Origin of the sequence: Paenibacillus abyssi, assembly GCF_014640295.1 — a bacterium.
GTDB classification, from domain to species: Bacteria; Bacillota; Bacilli; order Paenibacillales; family Paenibacillaceae; genus Paenibacillus_D; species Paenibacillus_D abyssi.
This window is the reverse complement of the sequence record NZ_BMGR01000012.1, coordinates 46,049-68,798: the sequence shown is the minus strand read 5'-3', so window position 1 is coordinate 68,798 and position 22,750 is coordinate 46,049. Positions and strand designations below refer to the sequence as shown.

23 protein-coding genes and 1 pseudogene are annotated in these 22,750 nt (G+C 49.8%); 17 read left to right on the top strand and 7 right to left on the bottom strand.

The genetic code is table 11. From position 1 onward, the window contains the following. Positions 1-107 precede the first annotated feature (107 nt). The 3 genes from IEW11_RS17695 to IEW11_RS17685 are packed head-to-tail and all read left to right on the top strand — an operon-like array spanning position 108 to position 3,276. Entirely contained in the window at positions 108-1,412 is a 1,305-nt protein-coding gene (locus tag IEW11_RS17695; protein ID WP_373289346.1) for an ammonium transporter, read from the top strand. Positions 1,413-1,443: 31 nt separating this feature from the next. Beyond that, a complete protein-coding gene (locus IEW11_RS17690; RefSeq protein WP_188532401.1) occupies positions 1,444-2,517 on the top strand; it encodes a DUF294 nucleotidyltransferase-like domain-containing protein in 1,074 nt (357 codons plus the stop codon). Positions 2,518-2,538: 21 nt separating this feature from the next. Continuing rightward, complete coding sequence (locus IEW11_RS17685) at positions 2,539-3,276, top strand: 3'-5' exonuclease (protein ID WP_188532400.1); 738 nt, start codon at positions 2,539-2,541, stop codon at positions 3,274-3,276. Here the strand turns inward: IEW11_RS17685 and IEW11_RS17680 are convergent. Continuing rightward, a complete protein-coding gene (locus IEW11_RS17680) occupies positions 3,250-3,717 on the bottom strand; it encodes a M67 family metallopeptidase (protein WP_188532399.1) in 468 nt (155 codons plus the stop codon). The genes IEW11_RS17685 and IEW11_RS17680 overlap by 27 nt on opposite strands. Positions 3,718-3,777: 60 nt before the next feature. Next, positions 3,778-5,088 (bottom strand): MFS transporter, encoded by a 1,311-nt coding sequence (locus IEW11_RS17675; protein WP_373289343.1) that lies wholly within the window; start codon positions 5,086-5,088, stop codon positions 3,778-3,780. Positions 5,089-5,215: 127 nt separating this feature from the next. Here IEW11_RS17675 and IEW11_RS17670 point away from each other — a divergent pair, with 127 nt between their 5' ends. Further along, positions 5,216-5,752 carry a TlpA family protein disulfide reductase gene (locus IEW11_RS17670; protein WP_188532398.1) on the top strand — a complete coding sequence of 179 codons (537 nt, stop codon included), beginning with the start codon at positions 5,216-5,218 and terminating at the stop codon, positions 5,750-5,752. Positions 5,753-5,885: 133 nt separating this feature from the next. Here the strand turns inward: IEW11_RS17670 and cimA are convergent, their stop codons facing one another. After that, the gene (cimA, locus tag IEW11_RS17665) at positions 5,886-7,502 is read right to left on the bottom strand and encodes a citramalate synthase (RefSeq protein ID WP_188532397.1); all 1,617 of its coding nucleotides are present in this window, start codon (positions 7,500-7,502) and stop codon (positions 5,886-5,888) included. A gap of 208 nt (positions 7,503-7,710) precedes the next feature. Here cimA and IEW11_RS17660 point away from each other — a divergent pair, with 208 nt between their 5' ends. The 3 genes from IEW11_RS17660 to IEW11_RS17650 all read left to right on the top strand — a co-directional run bounded on the left by IEW11_RS17660 (position 7,711) and on the right by IEW11_RS17650 (position 10,938). After that, entirely contained in the window at positions 7,711-8,997 is a 1,287-nt protein-coding gene (locus IEW11_RS17660; RefSeq protein WP_188532396.1) for a DNA polymerase IV, read from the top strand. A 50-nt stretch (positions 8,998-9,047) separates the two neighbouring features. Continuing rightward, positions 9,048-9,284, top strand: coding sequence for a ferredoxin (locus IEW11_RS17655; protein WP_188532395.1), 237 nt, complete (start codon positions 9,048-9,050; stop codon positions 9,282-9,284). A 226-nt stretch (positions 9,285-9,510) separates the two neighbouring features. Beyond that, positions 9,511-10,938 (top strand): L,D-transpeptidase, encoded by a 1,428-nt coding sequence (locus IEW11_RS17650; RefSeq protein ID WP_444544003.1) that lies wholly within the window; start codon positions 9,511-9,513, stop codon positions 10,936-10,938. On the opposite strand, the gene IEW11_RS17645 is transcribed toward IEW11_RS17650, so the two are convergent. Further along, positions 10,925-11,062 carry a hypothetical protein gene (locus IEW11_RS17645; RefSeq protein WP_188532393.1) on the bottom strand — a complete coding sequence of 46 codons (138 nt, stop codon included), beginning with the start codon at positions 11,060-11,062 and terminating at the stop codon, positions 10,925-10,927. The two genes, IEW11_RS17650 and IEW11_RS17645, sit on opposite strands and share 14 nt — an antisense overlap. A gap of 161 nt (positions 11,063-11,223) precedes the next feature. Between IEW11_RS17645 and IEW11_RS17640 the strand changes: the two genes are divergently transcribed. From IEW11_RS17640 to IEW11_RS17630, 3 genes are read left to right on the top strand one after another with little or no spacing between them, the layout of a single operon-like run. Beyond that, a complete protein-coding gene (locus IEW11_RS17640) occupies positions 11,224-12,321 on the top strand; it encodes a quinone-dependent dihydroorotate dehydrogenase (protein WP_188532392.1) in 1,098 nt (365 codons plus the stop codon). A gap of 20 nt (positions 12,322-12,341) precedes the next feature. Further along, positions 12,342-13,148: a GTP diphosphokinase gene (gene yjbM, locus IEW11_RS17635; protein WP_188532391.1), complete on the top strand. Its 807-nt coding sequence runs from the start codon at positions 12,342-12,344 to the stop codon at positions 13,146-13,148. A gap of 1 nt (position 13,149) precedes the next feature. Continuing rightward, positions 13,150-13,608, top strand: coding sequence for a DUF309 domain-containing protein (locus IEW11_RS17630; RefSeq protein ID WP_188532390.1), 459 nt, complete (start codon positions 13,150-13,152; stop codon positions 13,606-13,608). 191 nt (positions 13,609-13,799) lie between these two features. Here the strand turns inward: IEW11_RS17630 and IEW11_RS17625 are convergent, their stop codons facing one another. Both IEW11_RS17625 and IEW11_RS17620 read right to left on the bottom strand, forming a co-directional pair. Continuing rightward, complete coding sequence (locus IEW11_RS17625) at positions 13,800-14,303, bottom strand: PCYCGC motif-containing (lipo)protein (protein ID WP_188532389.1); 504 nt, start codon at positions 14,301-14,303, stop codon at positions 13,800-13,802. After that, the gene (locus IEW11_RS17620; protein ID WP_188532388.1) at positions 14,300-14,809 is read right to left on the bottom strand and encodes a thioredoxin family protein; all 510 of its coding nucleotides are present in this window, start codon (positions 14,807-14,809) and stop codon (positions 14,300-14,302) included. Before IEW11_RS17620 ends, IEW11_RS17625 begins: the two co-directional genes overlap by 4 nt. A gap of 127 nt (positions 14,810-14,936) precedes the next feature. Between IEW11_RS17620 and IEW11_RS17615 the strand changes: the two genes are divergently transcribed. The 3 genes from IEW11_RS17615 to IEW11_RS17605 all read left to right on the top strand — a co-directional run bounded on the left by IEW11_RS17615 (position 14,937) and on the right by IEW11_RS17605 (position 18,330). Further along, entirely contained in the window at positions 14,937-16,640 is a 1,704-nt protein-coding gene (locus IEW11_RS17615) for an RsmB/NOP family class I SAM-dependent RNA methyltransferase (RefSeq protein ID WP_188532387.1), read from the top strand. Between the two features lie 2 nt (positions 16,641-16,642). After that, positions 16,643-17,425, top strand: a complete 783-nt coding sequence (locus IEW11_RS17610) for a pseudouridine synthase (protein WP_188532496.1) — start codon at positions 16,643-16,645, stop codon at positions 17,423-17,425. 116 nt (positions 17,426-17,541) lie between these two features. After that, positions 17,542-18,330, top strand: coding sequence for a Cof-type HAD-IIB family hydrolase (locus IEW11_RS17605; protein ID WP_188532386.1), 789 nt, complete (start codon positions 17,542-17,544; stop codon positions 18,328-18,330). A 94-nt stretch (positions 18,331-18,424) separates the two neighbouring features. Here the strand turns inward: IEW11_RS17605 and IEW11_RS17600 are convergent, their stop codons facing one another. After that, complete coding sequence (locus IEW11_RS17600) at positions 18,425-19,873, bottom strand: RsmB/NOP family class I SAM-dependent RNA methyltransferase (protein WP_188532385.1); 1,449 nt, start codon at positions 19,871-19,873, stop codon at positions 18,425-18,427. Between the two features lie 472 nt (positions 19,874-20,345). Between IEW11_RS17600 and IEW11_RS17595 the strand changes: the two genes are divergently transcribed. The 4 genes and pseudogenes from IEW11_RS17595 to IEW11_RS17580 all read left to right on the top strand — a co-directional run bounded on the left by IEW11_RS17595 (position 20,346) and on the right by IEW11_RS17580 (position 22,743). Next, positions 20,346-20,750 carry a VOC family protein gene (locus tag IEW11_RS17595; protein WP_188532384.1) on the top strand — a complete coding sequence of 135 codons (405 nt, stop codon included), beginning with the start codon at positions 20,346-20,348 and terminating at the stop codon, positions 20,748-20,750. Positions 20,751-20,931: 181 nt separating this feature from the next. After that, a pseudogene (locus tag IEW11_RS17590) lies at positions 20,932-21,063 on the top strand (excalibur calcium-binding domain-containing protein); the annotation flags it as partial. Between the two features lie 567 nt (positions 21,064-21,630). After that, complete coding sequence (locus IEW11_RS17585; protein WP_188532383.1) at positions 21,631-22,089, top strand: pentapeptide repeat-containing protein; 459 nt, start codon at positions 21,631-21,633, stop codon at positions 22,087-22,089. A gap of 156 nt (positions 22,090-22,245) precedes the next feature. After that, positions 22,246-22,743: a GNAT family N-acetyltransferase gene (locus IEW11_RS17580; protein WP_188532494.1), complete on the top strand. Its 498-nt coding sequence runs from the start codon at positions 22,246-22,248 to the stop codon at positions 22,741-22,743. Positions 22,744-22,750 lie beyond the last annotated feature (7 nt).

The following is a 22,750-nucleotide window of genomic DNA, read 5'->3' as shown; positions in this document are numbered from 1 at the left end:
CATTAAGTCTTTCAGATAGTGTTAAGAAACATCACATTAAGGGAGTGGTCGTAGTGGTCAAGAAAGTATTAATTACAGTGGGTGCATTGCTAACATTGTTCCCGGCAATGGCGTTCGCAGAAGCGCCATCCAATGCAATGCTGAATACGGGGCTTAACTCGCTTTGGGTCATGATCGCAGCAGTTCTCGTCATTTTGATGCAAGGCGGATTTATACTTCTGGAGTCCGGTTCTACCCGGATGAAAAATGCTGGTCACGTTGCAGGTAAAACGATTTTCACATTCGGACTAGGTTCTCTGATTTACTGGGCGATCGGTTATGGATTCGCATTTGGCGGAAGTGGAAATCTCTTCATCGGATTAGGTGATTTCTTCTATAACCCGGGAATCGTATACGGTGAAAATGATGGACTATCACCGGCAATCTTCTTTGTTTTCCAATTAGCATTTGCAACGATTTCACTTTCCATCGCTTGGGGTGGATTCGCAGAACGCGCTAAACTTTCTTCCTATTTAATCTTTACATTGATCTACGTCGGTCTTATCTATCCAATTGTCGCTCACTGGATCTGGGGCGGCGGCTGGTTGGCTGAAGACGGCGCACAGGACTTTGCCGGATCGACAGTCGTTCACTTGTCCGGTGCAATGGCGGCTCTGGCTGCAACAATCTTGCTGAAGCCTCGTATCGGTAAATTCAATAAAGATGGTTCTGCCAACCAAATCTTGGGCCATAACCAAGTCTTCACTGCACTTTCCGTACTGCTTCTGTGGGTAGGCTGGTTCGGGTTTAACGCAGGCAGTACGATTGCTGTCGGCGATGGTCTCTTCGGATTCGTAGCTTTCAATACACAGCTCGGCGCTGGCGCCGGTGCGGTAGCGGCGATGCTGATCTCTTGGATCGTGCTTGGTAAATCTGACATCACTGCAATGCTTAACGGTGCGCTGGCCGGTCTGGTTGCGATCACGGCGTCTTGTGCCTTCGTTAATCCGTGGGCGGCGGTTGTTATTGGTTTGGTCGCAGGTGTACTGGTATTCTTCAGCCAAAGATTCTTCGAGAAAAAGAAAATCGACGATCCGATCTTTGCCTTGTCCGTGCATGGTGCGGCAGGTGTCTGGGGTACGCTGGCAAATGGTTTGTTCGCAACGCCTGAGCTTGTTGAGACCGTTGGCGTTGGTCGTCCAGGCTTGTTCTACGGCGGCGGCTGGGGACAGCTGTGGGTACAGTTTGAAAGTGTCGTCGTCTGCGGCGCGTTCGTATTCATCGTATCGTTCATCGTCCTCTCCATCGTGAAGATGGTGACTGGTTTCCGTGTAAGTGAAGAGCAAGAAATTATCGGTCTTGACTTGAGCGAGCATGGTGCTTATGGTTATCCTGAGCAAATGAAAAAAGGGCAGCAAGACTTGAACGCATAATAAAGACGAAGACGAGGGGAGAGAGCGCCGAATGAGCGATCCGGTGCGAGTGCAGCTGCTGGGGGAGATCGGTTCAGCCGAGACGATTACAGCGCTACGCGGATTGCGGGATCAAGTTCACAATAGGATGGAAGCTCTGCTCCCAACGCTCTCTGTCGAGCAGTTTTATGACCAATTAAATGAGGTGCACGATGCGCTGATCAGGCGCGTCATTGCCCTCGCAGAAGCGGATATGGCACGGATGGGGAAGGGTTCTCCCCCCGTGCCTTACGCTTATTTATTGTTCGGCAGCGGGGGAAGGCAAGAGCAGACGTTATCAAGTGATCAGGATAGCGGTATTGTATATGGTAATCCGGATAGCGAGGATGACAAAGCTAAAGTTGAAACATACTTCAAAGAGCTTGCTTCCACAATTGTAGCTTCATTACAGGAGACGGGATATCCGCCCTGTGATGGAAATGTGATCAGTTCCAATCCGCAATGGTGTATGTCGATAACGGACTGGGAGAAACAGCTGGATCATTGGTTTGATGAAGCAGACTGGGAATTTGTCCGTTACCTGCTCATCGTAGCCGATGGAAGGCTTGTCTATGGAGACCGCGAGCTGGCCCGGAAATTAAAAAACGCATTCTATTCCGACACGCTTGCAAAGCCGCTTATCGTCCGTCGTATGCTGGAAAATACAATGCGCCACAAGATGCTGCTCGGTGTGTTCGGACAACTTCTTAAGGAGCAGTACGGCGAGGAAGCCGGCAGCATTGACATTAAATATGGAGCTTACATACCGATGGTCAATGCGATTCGCTTAATGGCGATTCAGGCTGGACTTAGAGAAACTTCCACACTGGAGCGGATAAGCGAGTTAAAGAACAGAGACATGCTCGCGGCAGAGGATGCTTCCGTGTATGCGGAAACATTCCGTATATTTTTGAAGCTCCGCTTAATTACTATTGAGCACACAGAGGACGGCATGTTTACGAACAACGGAAAATTGGCCGGCAGCAGGTTGACGAAGGAAATGAAGGACGAGCTGAAACTAGCTCTGAAAACAGGGCAGAAGCTTCAGCGCCGTGTATACAAACAAACCATGGGTAAGCTTGGGTAAGGCAATGCGGAGGCGAAGGACATGAAACAGCAAAAAGGTGTCGGACGCATGTGGCATTTATACAAAATGGGCGGAATTACGCCAGCGATCGCGTCGATGATGGGCGCTCAAAATGCACAGCAAATGGCATTTATTCGATCGGTTAGCAAAGAGCAGCGCAAGCAATCCGTACTGGATCAACCGCTGCGGGAATTGGAGGTCGTCGTCTTCGATTTGGAGACGACGGGTTTTTATCCTTATAATGGCGATGAAATATTGTCGGTGGGCGGCGTTCTGCTGCACGGTGATGAGGAAATAGATGAAACGAAGACATTCTACAGTCTGGTCAATCCGAAGCGTAAGGTGCCAAAGCATATCACTACGTTGACTGGAATCACGAACGAGATGGTGGAAACGGCACCGGATTTAATGCAGGTGCTGCATGATTTCATGGAGTTTATCGGTAAAAGAGTGCTGATCGCACATGGAAGCGGCCATGACAAGCAGTTTTTAAACGCCGCGTTATGGCGTACGTCTAAGGTCAATCTGTCCCACCGGGTTCTGGATACGATGATGGTATCCAAATGGCTGGAGCCCAAGCGGGAAGGACATGGCTTGGATGAATTGCTGGAAAGCTACGGCATACCGATTACAGAGCGCCACCATGCCCTTCAGGATTCGTTGATGACCGCCCAGCTGTGGAGAAAATACCTCAAAGAGATGTTATCGCGAAATATTACGACGCTTGCTGATTTATACGCTTATTTGAGTAAACATTAGAGGCGAAAAATGCCCTTCTACAAACCGGTATGCATATACAGCCGGTGATTTCGAGAGCGATAAAGAGACAATCCAGTAAGTCGTATCTAAACCATTGGGAAAGCCGGCCAGATCCGCGATGGATGGACCAGCCGTTCCCCCAGGATGGGAATGAAACAAACCGACAATTTGTTGTTGGTTTTTTTTTATGTCATAAAATGTTTTTACCCACTCCATTGGATCAAACACAAATGACTGTTCGGGATGACGGCTAATATTTTTGACCGGCCGGATATCCGTAATAATAGCAGCCGTGCCTGATAAGGCTTGGGCAGGACCTGTCAGGATCCCGCAGGCTTCGAAGGGAAAACCGGATTGGCAGTACCGGGACAGCTGCCCAAAGGCCGCTGATGTTATGTGAATATCGCTATGTTGAGATGTAAAGGCTGCAGATTTGTTCATCATCGTTCTCCCACGAAAAAAGGTTGTAACAAGTATACCTTATCCATACGATATCGGAAATCATTTGGCTGCCGTATCACCGGCTTTTTTCGGAGGTTTGATCATGAAAAATACCATGATGAGTGCAGCGAGCGCCATAATGGAGACGATGACAAATAGAATCGTCTGAGATTTGGAGGTCAGAAAGCCGAATATGGGAGGTCCGAATGCAACGCCCAGAAAACGAAGGCTGCTGTACAGGGACGTAACCATACCGCGGTGCGTCCGTTCAACCGATCCTGTAATTAATGTATTCAAGCAGGGCAGCAGCAGCCCGGTGCCAATGCTGGATAACGTTAACAAGGCGATCAACCAAATCAGCTGTTTATGAAGGATGATCGCTGCCCCTAACGATACGGCCATCCCCAATAAGCCGGCATTCATAAATATGCGCATCAGATGGCCGTTGTTCTTAATGATGCGGCCGCTTAGATAAGCGGTGACGACCAGCCCGAGAAGCGGGATTGCCAATACACCGCCTTTGGCTACGCCGTCGATATGATAGGGTTCTTTCTCCAGCAGATCGGACAGGAAGAACAATACGCCGAACAGAATGAACAAGGCTAACGATCCGGCGAGAAATGCAGGAATGAGCCAGCGCCCTTTCTTGCGGAATACATCGGCGATTTGTTTCACGTACTGCCGGATTGGCGGAGGTCCTTGCTTACTGGAAGGCTCTTTAATCATAAACATCACCGCAATAAAGGAAAGCGCACAGAAGATCGGAAAGGCAAAAAAAGCCGCATACCAAATGATTAGCGCAAGCAGCGAGCCCAGAATCGGACTGATAACTTTACCGGCGCCATTAGACGCCTCAATCAATCCCAGCGCTTCGCTCTCATTGCCATCCTTGTACATATCGCCGACCAGCGCCATTGCGATCGGAGCTGTACCGGCGGCTCCCAGCCCCTGCAGCGTCCTCGCCGCGATAACGACTCCATAAGATCCCCAAACAGCCCCGAAGCCTGCCAGAATACCAGCAGCGCCGTACAAGCCCAGAGAAGGCAAGATAATTGCTTTGCGGGAGAAACGGTCAGACAAATAACCGGCAAAAGGTATGAAAATACCGGCCGTAACCGAAAATAACGTAATAATCAAGCTGGATTGAAATCCACTGATGCTCAGTTCTCGCTCCATATCGGGAAGAATCGGAACGAGCATGGAATTGCCCAACACCAGCACCATCGGAACCGTTGCAAGGGCAACATATTCCTTCCATTTGGATGAGGACGTTGATTGCTTAGTTTCCGATTTATTTTGAGTTAACGGTTCGGATGTCCGTTGTCTCCGGTCTATAACAATCCAGGGCCATTTGCTCTTTGATTTTTGCACGCTGCTGTTCACCTTCCAGTCACATTCGAAGTGGTAGCTCCGTCATAATGTGCCCGTTTGCTTGAGCTTCAATTCTGCAAAATGTTATGATGAAATCAGCGAGGATAAAGGAAAGAGGGTATTAGACATGAAGAGAAATATCATGATTCTTGCTGCAGTTGTTATGTTGGCTGCGCTTGCGATTTATCAAAATAACGAAAAAAAGGAAGTCGCCGCGTCGCACTCTGAGGATGCACAGCCGAAGCGCGGTTTTGCGGCACCGGCCTTTGAGCTTCCCGCTCTGGATGATAAAAATTATGCTGTAGGCGGACAAACTGAAAAGCTGCTCCTGGTTAATTTTTGGGCGTCGTGGTGCGGTCCTTGTGAGCTGGAGGCGCCGGATCTGCAGGAGCTTCATGAATCACACGGAGATGTGATTGCCTTGTACGGCGTCAATGCGACATCTTATGATAAAGAAAGACAAGCACGGCAATTTGTTGATGATTTCCAGCTTACTTTTCCAATCCTGATGGACCGTGACGGAGTGGCGACAAGCTTGTACAAAGTATCCCAATTCCCTACGACTCTGTTAATCGACCGCAATGGCGTCATTCGCGAGCGCATTACAGGGGTCATCTCCAAACAGGAGTGGGAACGATTGATTGATAAGTGGGCCGAGATTTAACCTGGACGATTATGAGCAGGGCACTATCCGTCGCGGATAGTGCTCTTTTATTGTGTTGAGAAAAGTACGACGACAAGCCAATACATAAGAAAACCGCCCGAAGTGGAATTCGGACGGTCTTGATTGCTTTTCATCAGTGATTTACTAAGCCCAGCCTCTCGCGCGTATCGATGGCTTGGCTTTCTACTTTGGCCATATTCAACAGGGCGTAACGGATGCTGTCGACCAATGCTTCCCAGCTCGCTTCAATAATATTGCTCGAAACGCCAACCGTACTCCATGTGTTGTCAAAATCGGTGGATTCGATCAGAACGCGAACCTTGGCAGCCGTTGCGTCATTTTCATCAATCACCCGGACTTTGTAGTCGGAGAGATGGATGTTCATAATGTTCGGGTAGAACTGCATCAGCGCTTTGCGCAGTGCGTTATCCAGCGCATTGACCGGTCCATTGCCTTCTGCTGCGGTATAAACCGTCTCGCCGTCGACATTGATTTTGACGATCGCCTCGGATACCATCTGGCCGGCATTTTTCTCCACCAGCATTTTGAAGGATTCGAGCTTGAAGATCTCTTTGGTCTCGCCGCCGAACGCTTCTCTCAGCAGCAGTTCAAGCGAAGCATCCGCACCTTCGAACTGGTAGCCTTGATGCTCCAGATCTTTAATCCGGTCGATGATCTGCTTTGTCTTATCGTTATTCGCATTCACATCCAAGCCGAGCTCTTGCGCTTTGGAGATGATATTGCTTTGGCCCGCAAGCTCCGATACGAGAATGCGCTGCTTATTGCCGACAAGCTCAGGTGCGATATGCTCGTACGTTTTGGAGTCCTTCATAATCGCCGAAACGTGAATGCCGCCTTTGTGGGCAAATGCAGCATTGCCGACATACGCTTGGTTCACGGGCATGTGCACATTGGCGATCTCGCTAATATACCGTGCGACATTCGTCAATTGAGCAATTTGCTCGCTGCTGATGCAAGAATAATTCATCTTGATCTGCAGGTTAGGAATGATGGAGCACAGGTTGGCATTGCCGCAGCGCTCGCCATATCCATTGATCGTGCCTTGCACCTGAGTAGCGCCTGCGCCAACCGCAGCTAATGTATTGGCAACCGCAAGCTCACAATCGTTATGCGTATGGATCCCGATCGGCGCCGATAATTCCGCTCGCACTCTGGCTACGATCTCGTGAATTTCATTGGGCAGCGTTCCGCCGTTCGTATCACACAGCACGATCCAGTCTGCACCTGCGTCCTGAGCGCTGCGAAGCGCGGCAATGGCATACTCCGGATTATGTTTGTACCCGTCGAAGAAATGCTCGGCATCATAGATCGCTTCCATGTCGTTGCGTTTGAGAAAGGCAAAGGAATCGTAGATCATCGCGAGATTTTCTTCCAGCGTGGTCTGCAGTGCGGTATGCACATGGAAGTCCCATGACTTGCCGACAAGCGTAGCCGCGGGGACGCCCGATTCGACGATCCGTACCAGGCTGCTGTCCTGCTCGGCACTACTGTTCTTGCGTCTGGTGCTGCCAAAGGCGGTAATCTTGGCATTGAGGTTTAAGGACTTCACGCGTTTGAAAAACTCGATGTCTTTGCTGTTGCTGCCAGGATTGCCTCCTTCTATATAATGAACTCCCAAAGCATCCAGCTTCTGGGCGATTTTGATCTTATCGTCTGCCGATAGGCTAATCCCTTCACCTTGTGTTCCATCGCGCAGCGTCGTATCGAAAATTGAGATTTGTTGGGTCATGCGGGACGCTTCCTCCTTCATTTCAGCCAATACAAAGTCATATTTTATGATTATACCATTTATTGCGGTGAATGTAGAGTTATAACGCCGTTTTTTTGTGAAAAGTGATGCCTAAAAGTGGGACGGATGGCAGATTGACCTGCCCATGATCAAAATGTATGCTGAAGGGGAGGTTGGTAAACACCATATAGAGGGGATGCTCAAGGAAATGAAACAGGTTCATGAGCATTATCCGGCGAATGGCCGGGTTGTTCTTCATCTGGATATGAACGCATTTTATTGCTCCGTTCATGAGGCGGAAGAGCCTGATGTCTACCGTGGTAAACCAACGGCGGTAGCCGGCAGTGTCGAGCTGCGCAAAGGCATTATCGTAACTTGCTCATATGCTGCGCGAAGCCGGGGTGTAAAAACGGGGATGACCGTCCGGGAAGGGTTGAGGCTCTGTCCCGAGCTTATTTTAATCTCGCCCGATTTTGATTTGTACCGTAAGTATTCCAGGGGCTTTATGTCCATCGCCAGGCAATACACGCCGCTTGTCGAGCCTGTGTCGATCGATGAATGTTATCTGGATATAACCGGCTCTAAAGTATTTGGCACACCGCTTGAAATCGCAAGCGCCATTCAAAGCCGCATTCGCTCCGAATGGTCGCTTCCATGCTCTGTCGGGATTGCTCCGAATAAACTGCTTGCGAAGATGGCCTCCGATATAAAAAAGCCCAACGGCCTCAGCATATTGCGCATTCGCGATGTGCCAAGCGTATTATGGGATAAGCCCAGTGAAACCTTATTCGGCATTGGCAACAAAACCGCGGAGAAGCTAAGGAGACTGAACTTGTACACGATCGGACAGGTTGCAACAGCGAATGAGGGGCTGCTGATCAACCAATTCGGCGTAATGGGGGCTTGGCTGAAGCAGGCTGCGAACGGACTTGACGATTCACCGGTCAATCCAGACCGGGAACGAAATAAATCAATCGGACATACAACAACACTGCCGCATGATGTTAGGAAACGTGATGATGTCCGGCGAGTGCTGCTTAATCTGGCCGATCAAACCTGCCGCCGTATGCGCAGGCAGCAGCTCGTCACAGCCACTGTTCAGATCACTATCCGTACTCCTGACATGAAAACGATCACCCGATCGACTACATTGACAACGCCGACGGAGTCGACGGATGAGGTGTACCGTGAAGCTTGCCAGCTCTTTGATCGCCACTGGAAGGAAGAGAAGCCGATTCGGCTGCTCGGTGTCACGCTGCAGAATCTGACATCCCGGCGGGAAGCTGCGATCCAATTGGATCTATTCGGATATAAAGAGCAGCCCAAGAAAGCGGCGCTTACCAAAACGATGGACGAGCTGCGCAACAAATTTGGGGAAAGTGCGGTATTGACAGCGGGAATGCTGGGCGAAGATCCTTCAACTTTAATTAGAAACCGGAAAATTCGCGGGACATCCTTGCAATTAGACGAAGGTTTGTTATATATTGAGGAATGAAGGTTTAGTTATTATAATTGGGAAACGATAGAATTTAGGAGGGAAATTCCATGGCTAAGTACACTTGGGTTGAAAAGGACACATGCATCGCTTGTGGAGCTTGCGGAGCAACCGCACCTGACATTTATGATTACGACGATGAAGGTTTGGCGGAAGTAATCTACTCAAATGACGGTAACAAAGGTAACACAGAAATTCCTGAAGATCTTTATGATGATTTGCAGGATGCTTCGGACGGCTGCCCGACGGATTCCATCAAAATTGCAGACGAACCATTTAATATGTAATCCGTTTTCCGATTCATTTGAAACCCCGGCTTTGTTCCGACAAAGCGGGGGTTTTTTTTGTTCCCGGAAATGATGCTCAAAACCATTGCCTGCCAGGTACACTAATTCAGCTGAACTTTTTTGCCGATAATAGAAATAATCAGCTGAATTGGAGGGAAGCGGGGTGGAACAGCGCGAGGAAATCGTCTATCTGAAGTTATTCGTCAAAAATCACCCCGGAAACCGAATGGCATGGTATTTGCTTGGCAAGGAATACATGCTGATTGGCAAGGAAGCGAAAGCAAACTACTGTTTTATTCAAGCAGGAGATGTATATGAAGCATTTGAAACCAAACAGCATCCCATTGTGCAGCAGCAGCGCGCAGCAGTGGAACAAAGCGTCCAGCAGCACCGTGAAGCGGTGGAGCAATGGGAGCGCAAACGCAAACGGAAAGTGCTGCTTATGCGCTCTTCGCTGCTTGTGGCGTTCCTGCTGCTCTGTGTGTTCATCGTCATACCGAAAACGCAGCATTCTGAAGTCAATGAGCTAACCGAGGCTTCGGCTGGCTTGACGGGTCCAGCGGATTCACCGATGCTGCCGGCCTCTTCCTCCCAGGCTCCAGAGGTGTTGCCTGGTATGACGATCGCTTTCGTGAATGGAGCCGATTCGGAATTGATCGGGGATGTGCTCAGCAAGATCATTTACGGCAGCGGAATGAAACGTGAGTCAGCGCTTGCAGTGAGAATGGAGGAGGAAGACGGCTACCGGAGATGGTCAAGCCATATGAAGGTATTACTCTCGGCTAATCGTTCGGCAAGCGGGGCAATGCTGGATGTAGGCCTTCATGATGCGGCGACCTGCCTTTGCCAGCCGACGGATGCGACCGCAGCGAAGAGAACGCTGCGAGATTGGTCTATGGAACAGGAGCAGCGTTGGGTGCTTGCCAGCGCAATCTACCAATATCAAATGATGTATAAACGCTGGCCCAAGGAACTGGATGAGCTGGTGCGGCCTTATCCGGCGAATGTTTTGGCAGGGGATTCGAAAATGATGAAGGCGATGTTTCCATTTCTATTAAAAGAAATCAAACATCAAACAAACAGCGGCAGTGCCGGCGAACCGGGTACGGAAACGCAAAGGGAAATGCAGCGTATGGCAACCGATACGACCATTTCAAGATTCGGGAATTATGAGAGCATTAATTTGCCGCAGCAGCCCCTGGAGATCGTTGTGGATCGTTCTAATCACCGGCTGGCTGTCATGAGCGGCGATGTGATTGTGCGAAGCTACGCCGTTGGTCTGGGCGGTGATAAAACGCCTGAGGGAAGTTTTTATATTAGTGAGAAGGTGAAAAATCCAAATGGCCGCGATGACGGCGAGTTTGGCAGCCGGGGCATGACATTATCAGACACCCGCTATGCGATTCATGGAACGAATGAGCCGGACAAAATCGGCAAGGACGAATCGTTAGGCTGTATAAGGATGGGGAAAGAGGATGTGGAGGAATTGTATGACCTGGTGCCGCTGGGCACGCAGGTAACGATCAAAAGCGGGGGCCTTCCCAAGAGCCTGCTGGAGCCGATTGGCATATTTGCTTTGACGCCGCAGCAGGATGAGACAAACCCCGGTGTGATATATCGTTGGTTGGGCGGACAAGATATTACGAGAAAATAAGCAGCAATGCGACGATGATAACAATAAGACCAAAGCTGGAAATGAGCCAGATCAGCGCTTTTTTATTCACTTCCTCATTAGGCTTTCGCCGCAGGGCAGGGGGTCTTTTGCGATTTGCGCTCATATTCAATCAACCTTTCTGTTCTATGTAATCTTTTTGCCCTTTCATTGTAACCGTTTACGATCTATGCCGCAATACCGCTCGGGGAACCGGGCTCTTTTCTTTTGTTCGAGAAAAAGATAAACTGAAACGTAGAGCATAAATGGGGAACGGAGTGAACAATAGTGTTATATACTAAATTAGCAAAACCGTTGCTATTTCAGATGGATCCGGAAAAAGCCCACCATCTGACCATCGACGGCCTCCACATGGCAGGTAAGCTGCCAGGAATGACTTCGCTTCTGCAAGCGATGTATGGTGTACAGAAAGCGCCGGAATTAGCAGTTGATCTGTTCGGCCTGCACTTTCCGCTTCCGGTCGGCCTGGCTGCCGGACTGGACAAGAATGCAAAAGCGGTGGATGGGTTTTCAAGTATCGGACTAGGCTTTATTGAAGTGGGAACCGTAACGCCAAAGGGCCAACCCGGCAATGAATTGCCGCGATTGTTCCGTCTTCCTGCCGATGAAGGGCTTATCAACCGGATGGGCTTCAACAATGATGGCGTGGACATGATGGCGCAGCGGTTAGCGGAACGCCGGATTCATAGTATCCCGCTTGCCGTTAATATCGGCAAAAATAAAACAACACCGAATGAATTGGCGCATGAGGATTACCGCGCTTGTATTAAGCGTTTATATGCGTATGGAGATTTCTTCGTTGTTAATATCAGCTCTCCGAATACGCCGGATTTGCGGGCGCTGCAGCATGGCGACGAGTTAAAGACGCTGTTGTCTGCTGTAACGGGGGAAATGACTGAGCAAGCCGGCAAGCACGGCGCCCCAGTTAAGCCGATGCTGGTCAAGATTGCGCCGGATATGACCGATGAGCAGCTCGAATTCACGGTGGATACGATTATGAACAGCGGGGCATCCGGGATCATCGCGACGAACACGACGATCAAGCGCGATGGATTGACGGAGAAGCATGCCGCGGAAGCAGGCGGCTTAAGCGGCAAACCGCTGAAGGATCGGTCAACTGAGGTGATCCGCAGCATCTACCGACAGACGTGGGGCAAACTGCCGATTATCGGGTCGGGGGGCATTTTCAATGCGGATGACGCATACGATAAAATCCGCGCCGGTGCCAGCCTGGTTGAGGTGTATACCGCATTGATCTATCGCGGCCCAGGGCTGCTTCGAGAAATGAACGCTGGTCTGCTAGAGAGGCTGCGGCGTGACGGGTATCGTCATTTGTCAGATGCGGTCGGAGCAGAACATCGATAAACGGATTTGGAGGCGATCGAATGGATGGAAGGGACTGGAATCTTTTTTTGCTTCCATATGAACAAGCAGTAGAAGAACTGAAGGTTAAATTCAAGACCATGCGGGGCGAGCTGAAAGCGCGGGAAGCTTATGCGCCGATCGAATTCGTCACCGGCCGGGTCAAACGTATATCGAGTATTCTGGAGAAGGCAAAACGGTTAAATGTAGCAATGGACCAAATTGAATCCGGAATTGAGGACATTGCGGGCATTCGCATTATGTGCCAATTCGTTGACGATATTCGCCGAGTCGCCGAATTGATTCGCGGCCGCAAGGACCTGACGCTGATCTATGAGAAGGATTATATAACGAATTTCAAGGACAGCGGGTATCGCAGCTACCACATGATCGTGGAATATCCGGTACAAACGGCGCTTGGCTTCAAGAAGGTATTGGCTGAGATTCAGGTTCGCACGCTGGCGATGAATTTTTGGGCAACCATTGAGCATTCGCTTAACTATAAATATAAGGAAAGTTTGCCTGACGATGTACGGAATCGATTGAAAAAGGCTGCGGAAGCGGCTTTTCTGCTGGATAATGAGATGTCGAGCATCCGCCATGAGATATTAGACGCCCAGCGCGGGTTTGAAGAAAAGTCCAACATTGTCTCGATGGTGCTCTCCGGCATTCAAGATTTGTACTTCTATCATCGGGTACGCGAGGCGGCGCAGTTTCAATTGAAGTTTAATGAGCTGTGGGAGCAGGAAGACGCTTGGGGACTAAAAGAGCTGTCTTTGGATATTCAGGAAGCCATCAGGCGAGCCAAAAAAAACAACGGGCAGGCTTGAGATGAACTACGATGAAAAGTATATTCATTTTGTCGTGCTGTTCAATGTAGATGAGGATTATTTCGAGTGCCATGAAGTTATGGAGGAGCTGTGGCTGGAGGAAGGCCGGAACCTGTTCTATCAGGGGCTGCTTCAGGTCGCTGTCGGCCTGCATCATTGGCGTAATGATAATTATTCGGGCGCTGTGAAGCTGTTCACGGCGGCGCTGGAGAAGCTTGAGGGCTACCCGGACGATCATATGGGGCTTAATATCGAACAGGTGCGCCATCATTCCAGGCACGCACTGGAGCCGCTCGAAAAGTATGTCAGCGGGCTGTCGGATAGGACGAAAGCCGGAGCCGCTCCGAGGTTCGAAGCATTCAAAATCGAGGTTACCGATCCGCTGCTGGCCTCGGCGGCGGGTGAGCTGGCAAAGATACCGCTCGAGCAGCGTCTTCACGGGGACAATGCCCATGATTAAAGTTGAAGCCCTGTAAAAAATCGGCGATGATGATAATAATCGGAAGCGCTTAACCTATTTTGTGGACATGCTGGAGCTTAAAAATCCCCTTAAAACGGCTGACAGCCTTTTTAAGGGGATTTTATGTTGAACAAGAATCGTATTGCAGTGTCTTAGAGGCATTATTGCAGCAAATCCGTAGAAGTCAGTGATTACATGTTGTTTGGTTTGTACTTTGCGTCAATGGCTTCAATGATTTCATCGGTGGATTTGCCTTGCTTGGCCATCGCGATCACATCTTCGGCTTCCATCTTGCAAATGCCGCAGGAGGTGCTGTGATCAGACCAGGTAACCTTGCCAGGTTCGACGTCCGCGAGGTAACACCGCAATAAGGAGTCGTGCGCAGGGTCGTCATCCATACAGCCGCAATAACAATGAATCATCTCCAAAATATCCATATACTGGCCGACCTCGGAGTAAAGCTCCGTCGTTAAGGGAGTATGATTGTCAAGAAACGCGGGCATATCGGCAAGCGATGCCGTCGTTTCCAACTGCTCCGATTCGGTAGCTGCAACTCCGTGCGAGTGCCCTTGATTCTCATTACTCTCTTCTGCGCTGCCGCAGCCAGCGATGAAGACGGCAAATAGGATGATCATCGTAAAGCCGATGAGCAGCTTATCCCACATGTGCAGCTTCACAAGGCCAGCGGTCTTCATTGTGCTGCCGCTCCTTGGCCGCCGTGTTCATTGAAGAAATCAATGTAGTTCTGCTCTGTATAACCGGAGCTGCCATTGGTGCTGATGCCGCCTTCCAAGCGCGCGACTTCAACGCCGTCTTTGAAGTAAGCAAGCGTCGGTGTATAATTTATTGCATACTTTCTAAAATGATCTTCGAATTCTCTCAGGTTGAATTGCGGCAGATCGATGCCCAAATCTTCTGCAAGCGGCATTAAAACCGGCGTGGTCTGTGCGCAGAAGCCGCAATCGGAAGCAAAGAAATAGACAAACGAACCCTCATTGCTGTCTACTTTGGATTCCAACTCAGCCGGTAATATGATATTTTGATAGTTGGGGTCATCCAGTATGGCTCGGGTTGCGGGGTTGAGATCGGAGACGGGTTTATCGTAGAGCTCATTCTTGTTGGATTGGTTAAGAAAAAAGATCGTACCGAACAAAGCAATGACAATGAGAATATAAATATACAATTTCTTCTTCTTTTTCATTACGCTGGTTTCCCTCCAAGGCTTGTTTATCACTTACTTTTAGTTATTATACTATAGAATAAAAAGTTTAGCATAATGGATTTAGGCTAATCGATGACAAATGGAATATTCAGGAGGATATTAGGGAATGGGAATAACGCTGCCGATTGCGTTCACAACAAAGATGAAAAAGCTGCTTGGCAGTGATTTTGAAGCTTTTATGGCTTCTTATGAAGAGATGCGGCTGTATGGGCTTCGCTTGAACAGGTTGAAGATTGATGAAGAGCAGTTTTTCCGCATATCGCCTTTAGCCGATCGCTTGCGCCCGATTCCTTGGGCGCAGGGCGGTTTTTACTATGAAGAAGGGGATCGTCCCGGTAAACATCCGCACTATCATGCGGGACTGTATTACATTCAGGAGCCAAGCGCGATGGCGCCGGCAGAGCTGCTGGATGTGAAGCCGGGCCATAAGGTGCTGGATCTGTGCGCGGCTCCCGGGGGGAAATCGACACAGCTGGCAGCCAAGCTGCAGGGACGCGGCGTGCTTGTCGCCAATGACAATGCGCGGGAACGGACAAAGGCACTGGCCAAAAACATTGAGCTGGCGGGTGTGCGCAATGCGGTAGTCCTCAATGAGGAACCGGAAGCATTGGCACCGGTATTCGCAGGTTATTTTGACCGGATCCTGGTTGACGCGCCCTGCTCGGGAGAAGGCATGTTCCGTAAAGAGGAATCGATGATTACGCAGTGGGAACGGCATTCCGTAGAGCGCTGCGCGGTGATGCAGCATGATATTCTGCGCCATGCAGCAGCGATGCTGGCGCCGGGCGGGCGTTTGGTCTACTCGACCTGTACGTTCTCACCCGAGGAGAATGAAGCCCAGATCGCATCGCTGCTGGCGGAAGATCCGGAGCTCAGCGTATGGCGAGTGTCGCTTGCGCACGGCTGGGCGGCAGGACGCCCGGATTGGATCGGGCTGCAGGATGGGGAAGATGAATTAATCGATAATCAGCTTAAAGATTTGGGTGAGATTAAGCAGGAAATCTCAGGAACGGTAAGATTGTGGCCGCATCTAGTCAAAGGAGAAGGGCATTATGCCGCAGTGCTTATCCGGGAAGGCCTCAATGACGGAACGGGCCATTCACCTGCTGAGCATCCGCACACTCCTGAGCAACAGCACTCTCCTGAGCTGAAGGGAAGACGTGAACGGGGCGGCAGCAAGGGGCGGGATCGTAAAGGCAAAGAGCGGTTCAGTAAAGATCGCGATGGCAAAGGGTTGAACACAGCGGTACAGCCATTAAGCGGTCGAGGGGCATCCAAAGGACGCAAGGATGGCGGAGGCCTGCTGCGCAAAGCGGAGACGGAAATGACGCCAGAGCAGCGTTGGCAGGAGTTCGCCGCTTCGAATGTGCGAGGCACTGAGGCGTGGCAGGGGAAGCTGATCAGCTATGGCTCGCGCGTCTATCTGCAGCCTGATGGCGTTCCTTCATTGGACGGATTGCGCGTAGTGCGTGCCGGCTGGTTCCTCGGCGAGGCGGGCAGGTATAAGTTCGAGCCATCCCAGCCCCTTGCGATGGGGCTCGGCATGCAGGAGGCGGTCCGCTCCCTGCAGTTGCGCGCGGATGACGAAGGTGCAACGCGGTATTTGAAAGGGGAAACGCTGCATATGACTGCGGCTGACATAGCTGCTTATCCGCTTGAAAGGGAAGGCGATGAATCAAAAACCGGGAACGTTCCGGCTGATCCGAAGGGATACGTACTCGTCTGTATCGACGGTTATCCGGTAGGTTGGGGCAAATGGGACGCAGGCACACTCAAAAATGAGCTTGCGGCCGGATGGAGGTTGACGTAATGATGAAAAAACGGATGCGGCTCGACAAAATGCTGTCGCATATGGGATACGGTACGAGAAGTGAAATTAAAAAAGCGGTGAAGCAGGGCAAAGTTACATTGAACGGTAAAACGGTAAAGGACAGCGGTTTGTCCATCGATCCTGAGCAGGAAGATGTAACCTGGGAAGGCGAGCGTGTCGTTTATCGGGATGTCGTATATCTCATGTTGAATAAACCGCAGGGGGTCATATCCGCTACGGAGGATACGAGAGACCGCACGGTGATCGACCTGCTGGAGCCGGAGGATCAGGTGCTGCAGCCCTTTCCGGTTGGCCGGTTGGACAAGGATACAGAAGGGCTGCTGCTGCTGACAAATGACGGGCAGCTGGCCCATGAGCTGCTTTCCCCACGCAAGCATGTCGATAAAACATACGAGGCGCGGGTTCGCGGTGAAGTGAATGAAACGGACCGGCTGTTATTTGCCGCGGGTGTCACCTTGGATGACGGTTATGTGACGATGCCGGCGGCGCTTCAGGTGCTCAAGGTGGAGAAAGCTGCGGCGATGGAGGAGCCAGAGTCATGGATTCAGCTGACCATAAAGGAAGGCAAGTTTCATCAAGTAAAACGAATGTTCGAGGCGGTTGGAAAAAAGGTCACCTATCTTCGCCGCATCTCAATGGGGCCGCTGAAGCTTGATCCGTCGCTGCCGCTTGGCTCCTATCGGGAGCTCACGGATGAGGAGGTGGAGCTGCTGCGTTCGCATCGCGGAACGGCAGCTGCTGTTGAACGTGTAACGAAACCATGAATCCGGTACGGATGAGGCAATACGTTGTGTCAAATGGGGCGTATAGCCGGTACACGGTATAAAAGGACGAATCTGTTTACGTATAGAATAGATATAGATGGAGTGTGGAGAATCCGATGAATTTTGACATCATTGCGCTTGATTTGGATGGCACTTTGCTGAACGAAAGCCATCAATTGACACCGGGTACGAGGGAGGCGGTTCGGGAGGCCGCACAACGCGGCGCCGAAATTGTGTTGTGTACGGGGAGAGGCCCTGCCCAAACGATTCCGATTCTGGAGGAGCTTGGACTTGCAGGAACGATTATTACGCATAATGGGGCAGCAACCGTTGATGCGGGCACAAAGGAAGTGATCCATCAATTCACGATCGATCCCGATAAGCTGAAGCCTTTTGTGGAGTATTGTTTATACCATGGTGTCCATTATGATGTGAGTACGGCTTTTGAGCTCTATATTGAGACGATTACCGAGGAAGCCGAGAAGATGTACGGATATTTCCAAGCTACGCCGATCTGGAGAAAACCGGGCACGGAGCTGCCTCCGGATCTGGTTAAGTTCACCCTATTCGGCTCCATTGAAGCGATGGATGCCGTGCAAAGGGATTGGGAGAGCTGGTCTGCAGATCTGAAATGGATTCGGAGCGGCGAGCTGTTTATCGATGTGCAGCATCCCCATGCGAATAAAGGACAGGCGTTAGAAAAGCTGGCGCTTATTCGCGGTGTGGAACCGGGCCGCATCATGGCCATCGGCAACTATTATAACGATATTGGCATGCTTACTTATGCCGGGCTTGGAATTGCGATGGACAATTCACCGGATGAGGTGAAAGCTGCAGCGAAAGCAGTGACGCTCTCCAATGAGGAGGAGGGTGTAAGGAAGGCGCTGCTGGACTATGCGTGGTAGATCATCCTAGAGGAAAATGGTAACAATAAGACCCGCCAGGGCGTAATGACGCTCCGGCGGGTTTTTGTGCAAGGTAAACGATTTAGCGGCGGGGTTAGAACCACCGCAGCCCTTTGGGCAGGTGGTTCTTGATCTGGCCTCCGCTCGCTTTGCCCCATCCGAGCGGATGGCCGTCTGCGGCCACGAGGCCCCAGCCGGAGGCGCCAGGCTGCGCGGGGAGTGTCTCCCCGCGCAGGAAGGCGGCGACTTCCGGGGCCTCGGGCCGGTAGGCCTGCACCCATGCGGCCTGCTGCGCCGAAGCGGCGAGCGCGAGCGCATGCGCGGGCTCGAAGCGGTTCTTGCGCAGCATGCCCAGGTGCAGGCCCGGGCGCAAGACGCGCATGCCATGCAGCGCGTCTGCGCCGAAGCGGCTGCCGGCGTCGCGGGGCAGCCAGTAGAGGGCGTCGCCGAAGCGGAGCGGCTCGCCCGGCCCGAGGGCGAAGCCGGGCAGTGCGTCCGCGGCGAAGGCGCGCAGCAGTGCCAGGTCGGCGGATAGCCCGGCCTGGGCAGTTCCGCGGCCGGCGGTGCGGCCGCGGGGTTGTCGGGAGCCGCCGCGTACGGCAGGCTCAGACATGGAAACCTCAGCGAGCCTTATTTCAGCGTGTGAGGCTCTTGCTGCGTTAGAGTCAGCCTGTTCTTCACTTCGATCAGCTGTTTTGCGCAGCACCGCTACAAAATGCCCCTCACCCTTTTCCAGATGCGGCCAGATCCGTTCCATGCGCTCGATATGAAATTCAGGATGAGATCGTACAAAGGCTTCCATGGCCTCCTCATTCTCGGCGCGGTTAAACGTACAGGTCGAATAGGTTAGGCGGCCCCCCGGTTTGAGCAGGATAGCTGTATGCTCGAGAATATCGACCTGTCTTGCGGCGCACATTGCGACATGCTGCTCCGACCATTCCTCGATAGCGCCGGGGTCTTTGCGGAACATGCCCTCTCCTGAACACGGCGCATCCAGCATGATCCGGTCAAAAAAAGCGGGAAACCGCCTTGACAGCTCATCCGGGGCCGCATTGGTGACAACGGCATTAACAATGCCGAGACGTTCAACGTTTTCGCTTAATATCTTCGCTCTGGACGGGTGGATCTCATTGGCAATAAGCAGGCCTTGTCCCTGCATGCGGCCAGCGATCTGCGTTGTTTTGCCCCCTGGCGCTGCGGCCAGATCAAGAATGGTCTCTCCTGGCTGCGGATCGAGAAATTCGACCGCGGACATTGCCGATGGTTCTTGGATATAGTAGAGTCCTGCGGCATGATAGGGATGCTTGCCCGGACGTGTCGATTCTTCATAATAAAAGCCTGTTCCGCACCAAGGCACAGGTTCAAGATGAAATAATTCATGTAACGTATCCATTTCCGGGGATTGGATGGACATTTTTAACGGATTGATGCGCAGTCCGAATGTTCGCGGTGCTTCATAGCTCTTCAGAAAGAGATCAGCTTCATCCACAAGCATGGATCGCATTTGCTTGATATAAGCGATTGGCAGCTGCTGTTGTTGCATTGTTTATGGCGCTCCTTGTGCATTTATTAACGTCGATTATATCACAAATGACCTGAACGGTGACGTGGTTAACGATTGAAGAACACTAGAACTGAAAACTGGAAGCATCAGAGACAGTATTGCCTTCTCGTGTGAGGCAGCTGTCTTTTTCTTGTTTAGCGTACTGTGCATTTAACACCAATAACCATCAATGAAGCGGCATAATTGGTCTTAGATACGAGAATCAACCTATGGCAATTTAGATGCGACGGTTTTCTACTGCAGACAGATCTGAAATATGCGAACGCTATCGGAAAGCTCTAACGTAAAAAGACAAGCAGGGCTTCCTCCCATTGCTTATCGGATGTATAATAATGGGAGAGAGCGTAGACAACATATGACCCGGCCTAAAAGAAAAGATACGAACTATCTCAGGCCGGGTCATGTCGAATCAAGAGGCGTTGAGCAATAAAATTCTCGAGGAGGAACACGGATGAAATTAATCACTGAAATTTCTGAAGTTGCGGTTCCTGTACGGAATTTAAATGCATCCATTAAATGGTACACAATCACGTTAGGTTTTGTGTCGGAGGGTATTCCACATGATAAGTTTGCATTCATGAAGTTGGAAACAGGTGCTGCTTTTAATCTTTGGGTTCCCGATAACTTTTCTCCACTAGGCTTTAGAGTCAATGATGAACCTATGGCCGTTATCATTTTTAAAGTAGGGGATATTAAACAATTGCACACTAAACTTCAAACAAAGGGCGCGATCATTTATCAATATTCGGATGAAGGCTTTGCAAAAGCGTTAAAGTTTGAAGACTTGGACGGGAATGTATTGCTGGCATTAGAATATAGTGATCCATATGAAAATTCTTGTAAACAACTGGCATAAGTTGACGGTTAAACGTCCGGGTAAAAGTGAAACGGAAGATAATACAATGGAATAAGTAAATCGAATCGTTAAGAGTGTCCATATTGAAGGGAGGCGACGGGATGGATGAGTATATAAATAAAGAACGTTCTAGATATGCTTTCAATTCCATGCTCATCATTTCCTTAGTCGGCTCCGTACCGGCGTTGCCCGCTCTTCTTCTGTAAAAAATAAAGGCGGAAAAACAAAATATAAACCCTATGTTTCTCAGGAACTTTATGATGCCAATAAAAAAATGGACCGTGATAAAGACTTCATTGCCTGTGAGAAATAAACAAATATGAGAACCATCCAGACAACGATGACCCGGCCTAAAACGATCTATGGCTGGGTCATGGTTTTATTGTAATAATATAAATATATGAAGCGAGAATGAGAATGAGGAAATGAAGTGAGGATAGGGATTGGATGAATACAACAGGGAGGCTAAGGCCTTCATACAACTGCAGCGGTTAGTGAAGAAAGCGAAACGAAATTTGTAGGGAAAATAAAAAAAACTGTCATTTAGACAATTTCTCTTCTTCGTCAGTATTAGGTTTGGGGTAATTAATCTCTTCATCAAGTGTGTCGAATGGCACACGATCTTCTTCATAATACACTTTTTGCTGCACCTCCATTTGAAACAATAATATCGTCATATTTTTATCGTAGTATTAAATCTATGTTATACAGACGTAAATTATGATTTATAACACAATAGAAAGAATGTGGATTCCTCCAAATGCATGTCTTCTGAAGAAAGATTGCCCTTAATGTTGAATGATTGAGGGGGACATATAATAGATCTTATTTGAAGCTGAATCGCAAAAGGCTGAGATTCGATAGAGAGAAGGAGATTTAGATGGCGTTAACGGACAAGAAGGTGTATGACAATAAAAGCGGATTCGAATTGCAGGATTTAAGAGACGAGAATATCCACATGGTTTGTTTCAAGGGGGCGGATTTTCATGGCGTTGATATGAGAGATACGTCCTTAACGCATGTCAACTTTGTTAATTCCCGCTGGGAACATATCTATTTCTCTAATGTACATATCAATATGGCCCAACTAGGGGGAACGGTATTTGAGAATATTGTCCGTCCGGATGCCCCGGAAAGCCATTTTTCAGAAGAGCCGGGTACGGATGGTTGGGTGAATGTGGAGCCGGTTACGTTTAAGAGGAGCGATCTGAGCACAGCTATTTTTGAGAATTGTGAGCTGGTGAATGTAGATATTCGAAATTGCAATATTGATGGACTGTGTATCGATGGCATATTGATCAAAGATTTGTTAGAACAATACCATAAGGCCAAAGGGTAAGTGCAAAGTTTTACCAACGGATAAGGAACTTGAACAGATTCAAATGGTAAGGAATAAAGAACGAACAGATCTGGATATGTTAAACCAGTGCGCTGCGCATTATTCTGTGCATATGGGGGTGAAAGCTTGGAAAATATCTATATAGTGAAACCTGCGATGGATCTGAAGGAAGAGTACTTGTCGTTTTATCAAGAATGGAAAGACAGTGGAGAAGATATGGTGCCGTGGGTGATTGAGAAAGATCCCGCTGATTTTAAGGCGATGATTCAATTTTTGACGGATAACGAGAAGGAATTCAATATACCCGCGGGTTGGGTGCCCAACTCCACCTTTTGGTTGATTTCTGAAGATAAGAAAGTGATTGGAGCTGTAAATATTCGGCATGAACTTAACGAAAAGCTGCTAAATGCTGGCGGTCACATCGGATATGGTATACGTCCCTTGGAGCGGCGTAAAGGATACGCAACAAGGCTACTAGCGTTCTCTCTTGAGGAAGCAAAGAAGCTGGGCATTAACAAAGTGCTTGTAGTTTGTGATGCACATAACATTGCCTCCAAGAAAACCATCTTAAAAAACGGTGGAGTGCCTGATAGCGATTATATTGAAGAGGATGGAAATATAATTAATCGATTTTGGATTGAAGGACAAAATTAAGACGCAA

Excerpts from the sequence above, each read along its gene's own strand:
- IEW11_RS17600 (WP_188532385.1), bottom strand. The coding sequence starts at position 19,873 with ATGCAACAACAGCAGCTGCCAATCGCTTATATCAAGCAAATGCGATCC.
- IEW11_RS17595 (WP_188532384.1), top strand. The coding sequence starts at position 20,346 with ATGAAATTAATCACTGAAATTTCTGAAGTTGCGGTTCCTGTACGGAAT.
- IEW11_RS17610 (WP_188532496.1), top strand. The coding sequence starts at position 16,643 with ATGAAAAAACGGATGCGGCTCGACAAAATGCTGTCGCATATGGGATAC.
- IEW11_RS17585 (WP_188532383.1), top strand. The coding sequence starts at position 21,631 with ATGGCGTTAACGGACAAGAAGGTGTATGACAATAAAAGCGGATTCGAA.
- IEW11_RS17620 (WP_188532388.1), bottom strand. The coding sequence starts at position 14,809 with ATGAAAAAGAAGAAGAAATTGTATATTTATATTCTCATTGTCATTGCT.
- IEW11_RS17645 (WP_188532393.1), bottom strand. The coding sequence starts at position 11,062 with ATGAGCGCAAATCGCAAAAGACCCCCTGCCCTGCGGCGAAAGCCTAAT.
- IEW11_RS17580 (WP_188532494.1), top strand. The coding sequence starts at position 22,246 with ATGGATCTGAAGGAAGAGTACTTGTCGTTTTATCAAGAATGGAAAGAC.
- IEW11_RS17680 (WP_188532399.1), bottom strand. The coding sequence starts at position 3,717 with ATGAACAAATCTGCAGCCTTTACATCTCAACATAGCGATATTCACATA.
- IEW11_RS17605 (WP_188532386.1), top strand. The coding sequence starts at position 17,542 with ATGAATTTTGACATCATTGCGCTTGATTTGGATGGCACTTTGCTGAAC.
- IEW11_RS17695 (WP_373289346.1), top strand. The coding sequence starts at position 108 with ATGGCGTTCGCAGAAGCGCCATCCAATGCAATGCTGAATACGGGGCTT.
- IEW11_RS17655 (WP_188532395.1), top strand. The coding sequence starts at position 9,048 with ATGGCTAAGTACACTTGGGTTGAAAAGGACACATGCATCGCTTGTGGA.
- IEW11_RS17615 (WP_188532387.1), top strand. The coding sequence starts at position 14,937 with ATGGGAATAACGCTGCCGATTGCGTTCACAACAAAGATGAAAAAGCTG.
- IEW11_RS17685 (WP_188532400.1), top strand. The coding sequence starts at position 2,539 with ATGAAACAGCAAAAAGGTGTCGGACGCATGTGGCATTTATACAAAATG.
- IEW11_RS17690 (WP_188532401.1), top strand. The coding sequence starts at position 1,444 with ATGAGCGATCCGGTGCGAGTGCAGCTGCTGGGGGAGATCGGTTCAGCC.
- IEW11_RS17625 (WP_188532389.1), bottom strand. The coding sequence starts at position 14,303 with ATGAAGACCGCTGGCCTTGTGAAGCTGCACATGTGGGATAAGCTGCTC.
- IEW11_RS17630 (WP_188532390.1), top strand. The coding sequence starts at position 13,150 with ATGAACTACGATGAAAAGTATATTCATTTTGTCGTGCTGTTCAATGTA.
- IEW11_RS17650 (WP_444544003.1), top strand. The coding sequence starts at position 9,511 with ATGGCATGGTATTTGCTTGGCAAGGAATACATGCTGATTGGCAAGGAA.
- IEW11_RS17670 (WP_188532398.1), top strand. The coding sequence starts at position 5,216 with ATGAAGAGAAATATCATGATTCTTGCTGCAGTTGTTATGTTGGCTGCG.
- IEW11_RS17660 (WP_188532396.1), top strand. The coding sequence starts at position 7,711 with ATGAAACAGGTTCATGAGCATTATCCGGCGAATGGCCGGGTTGTTCTT.
- yjbM (WP_188532391.1), top strand. The coding sequence starts at position 12,342 with ATGGATGGAAGGGACTGGAATCTTTTTTTGCTTCCATATGAACAAGCA.
- cimA (WP_188532397.1), bottom strand. The coding sequence starts at position 7,502 with ATGACCCAACAAATCTCAATTTTCGATACGACGCTGCGCGATGGAACA.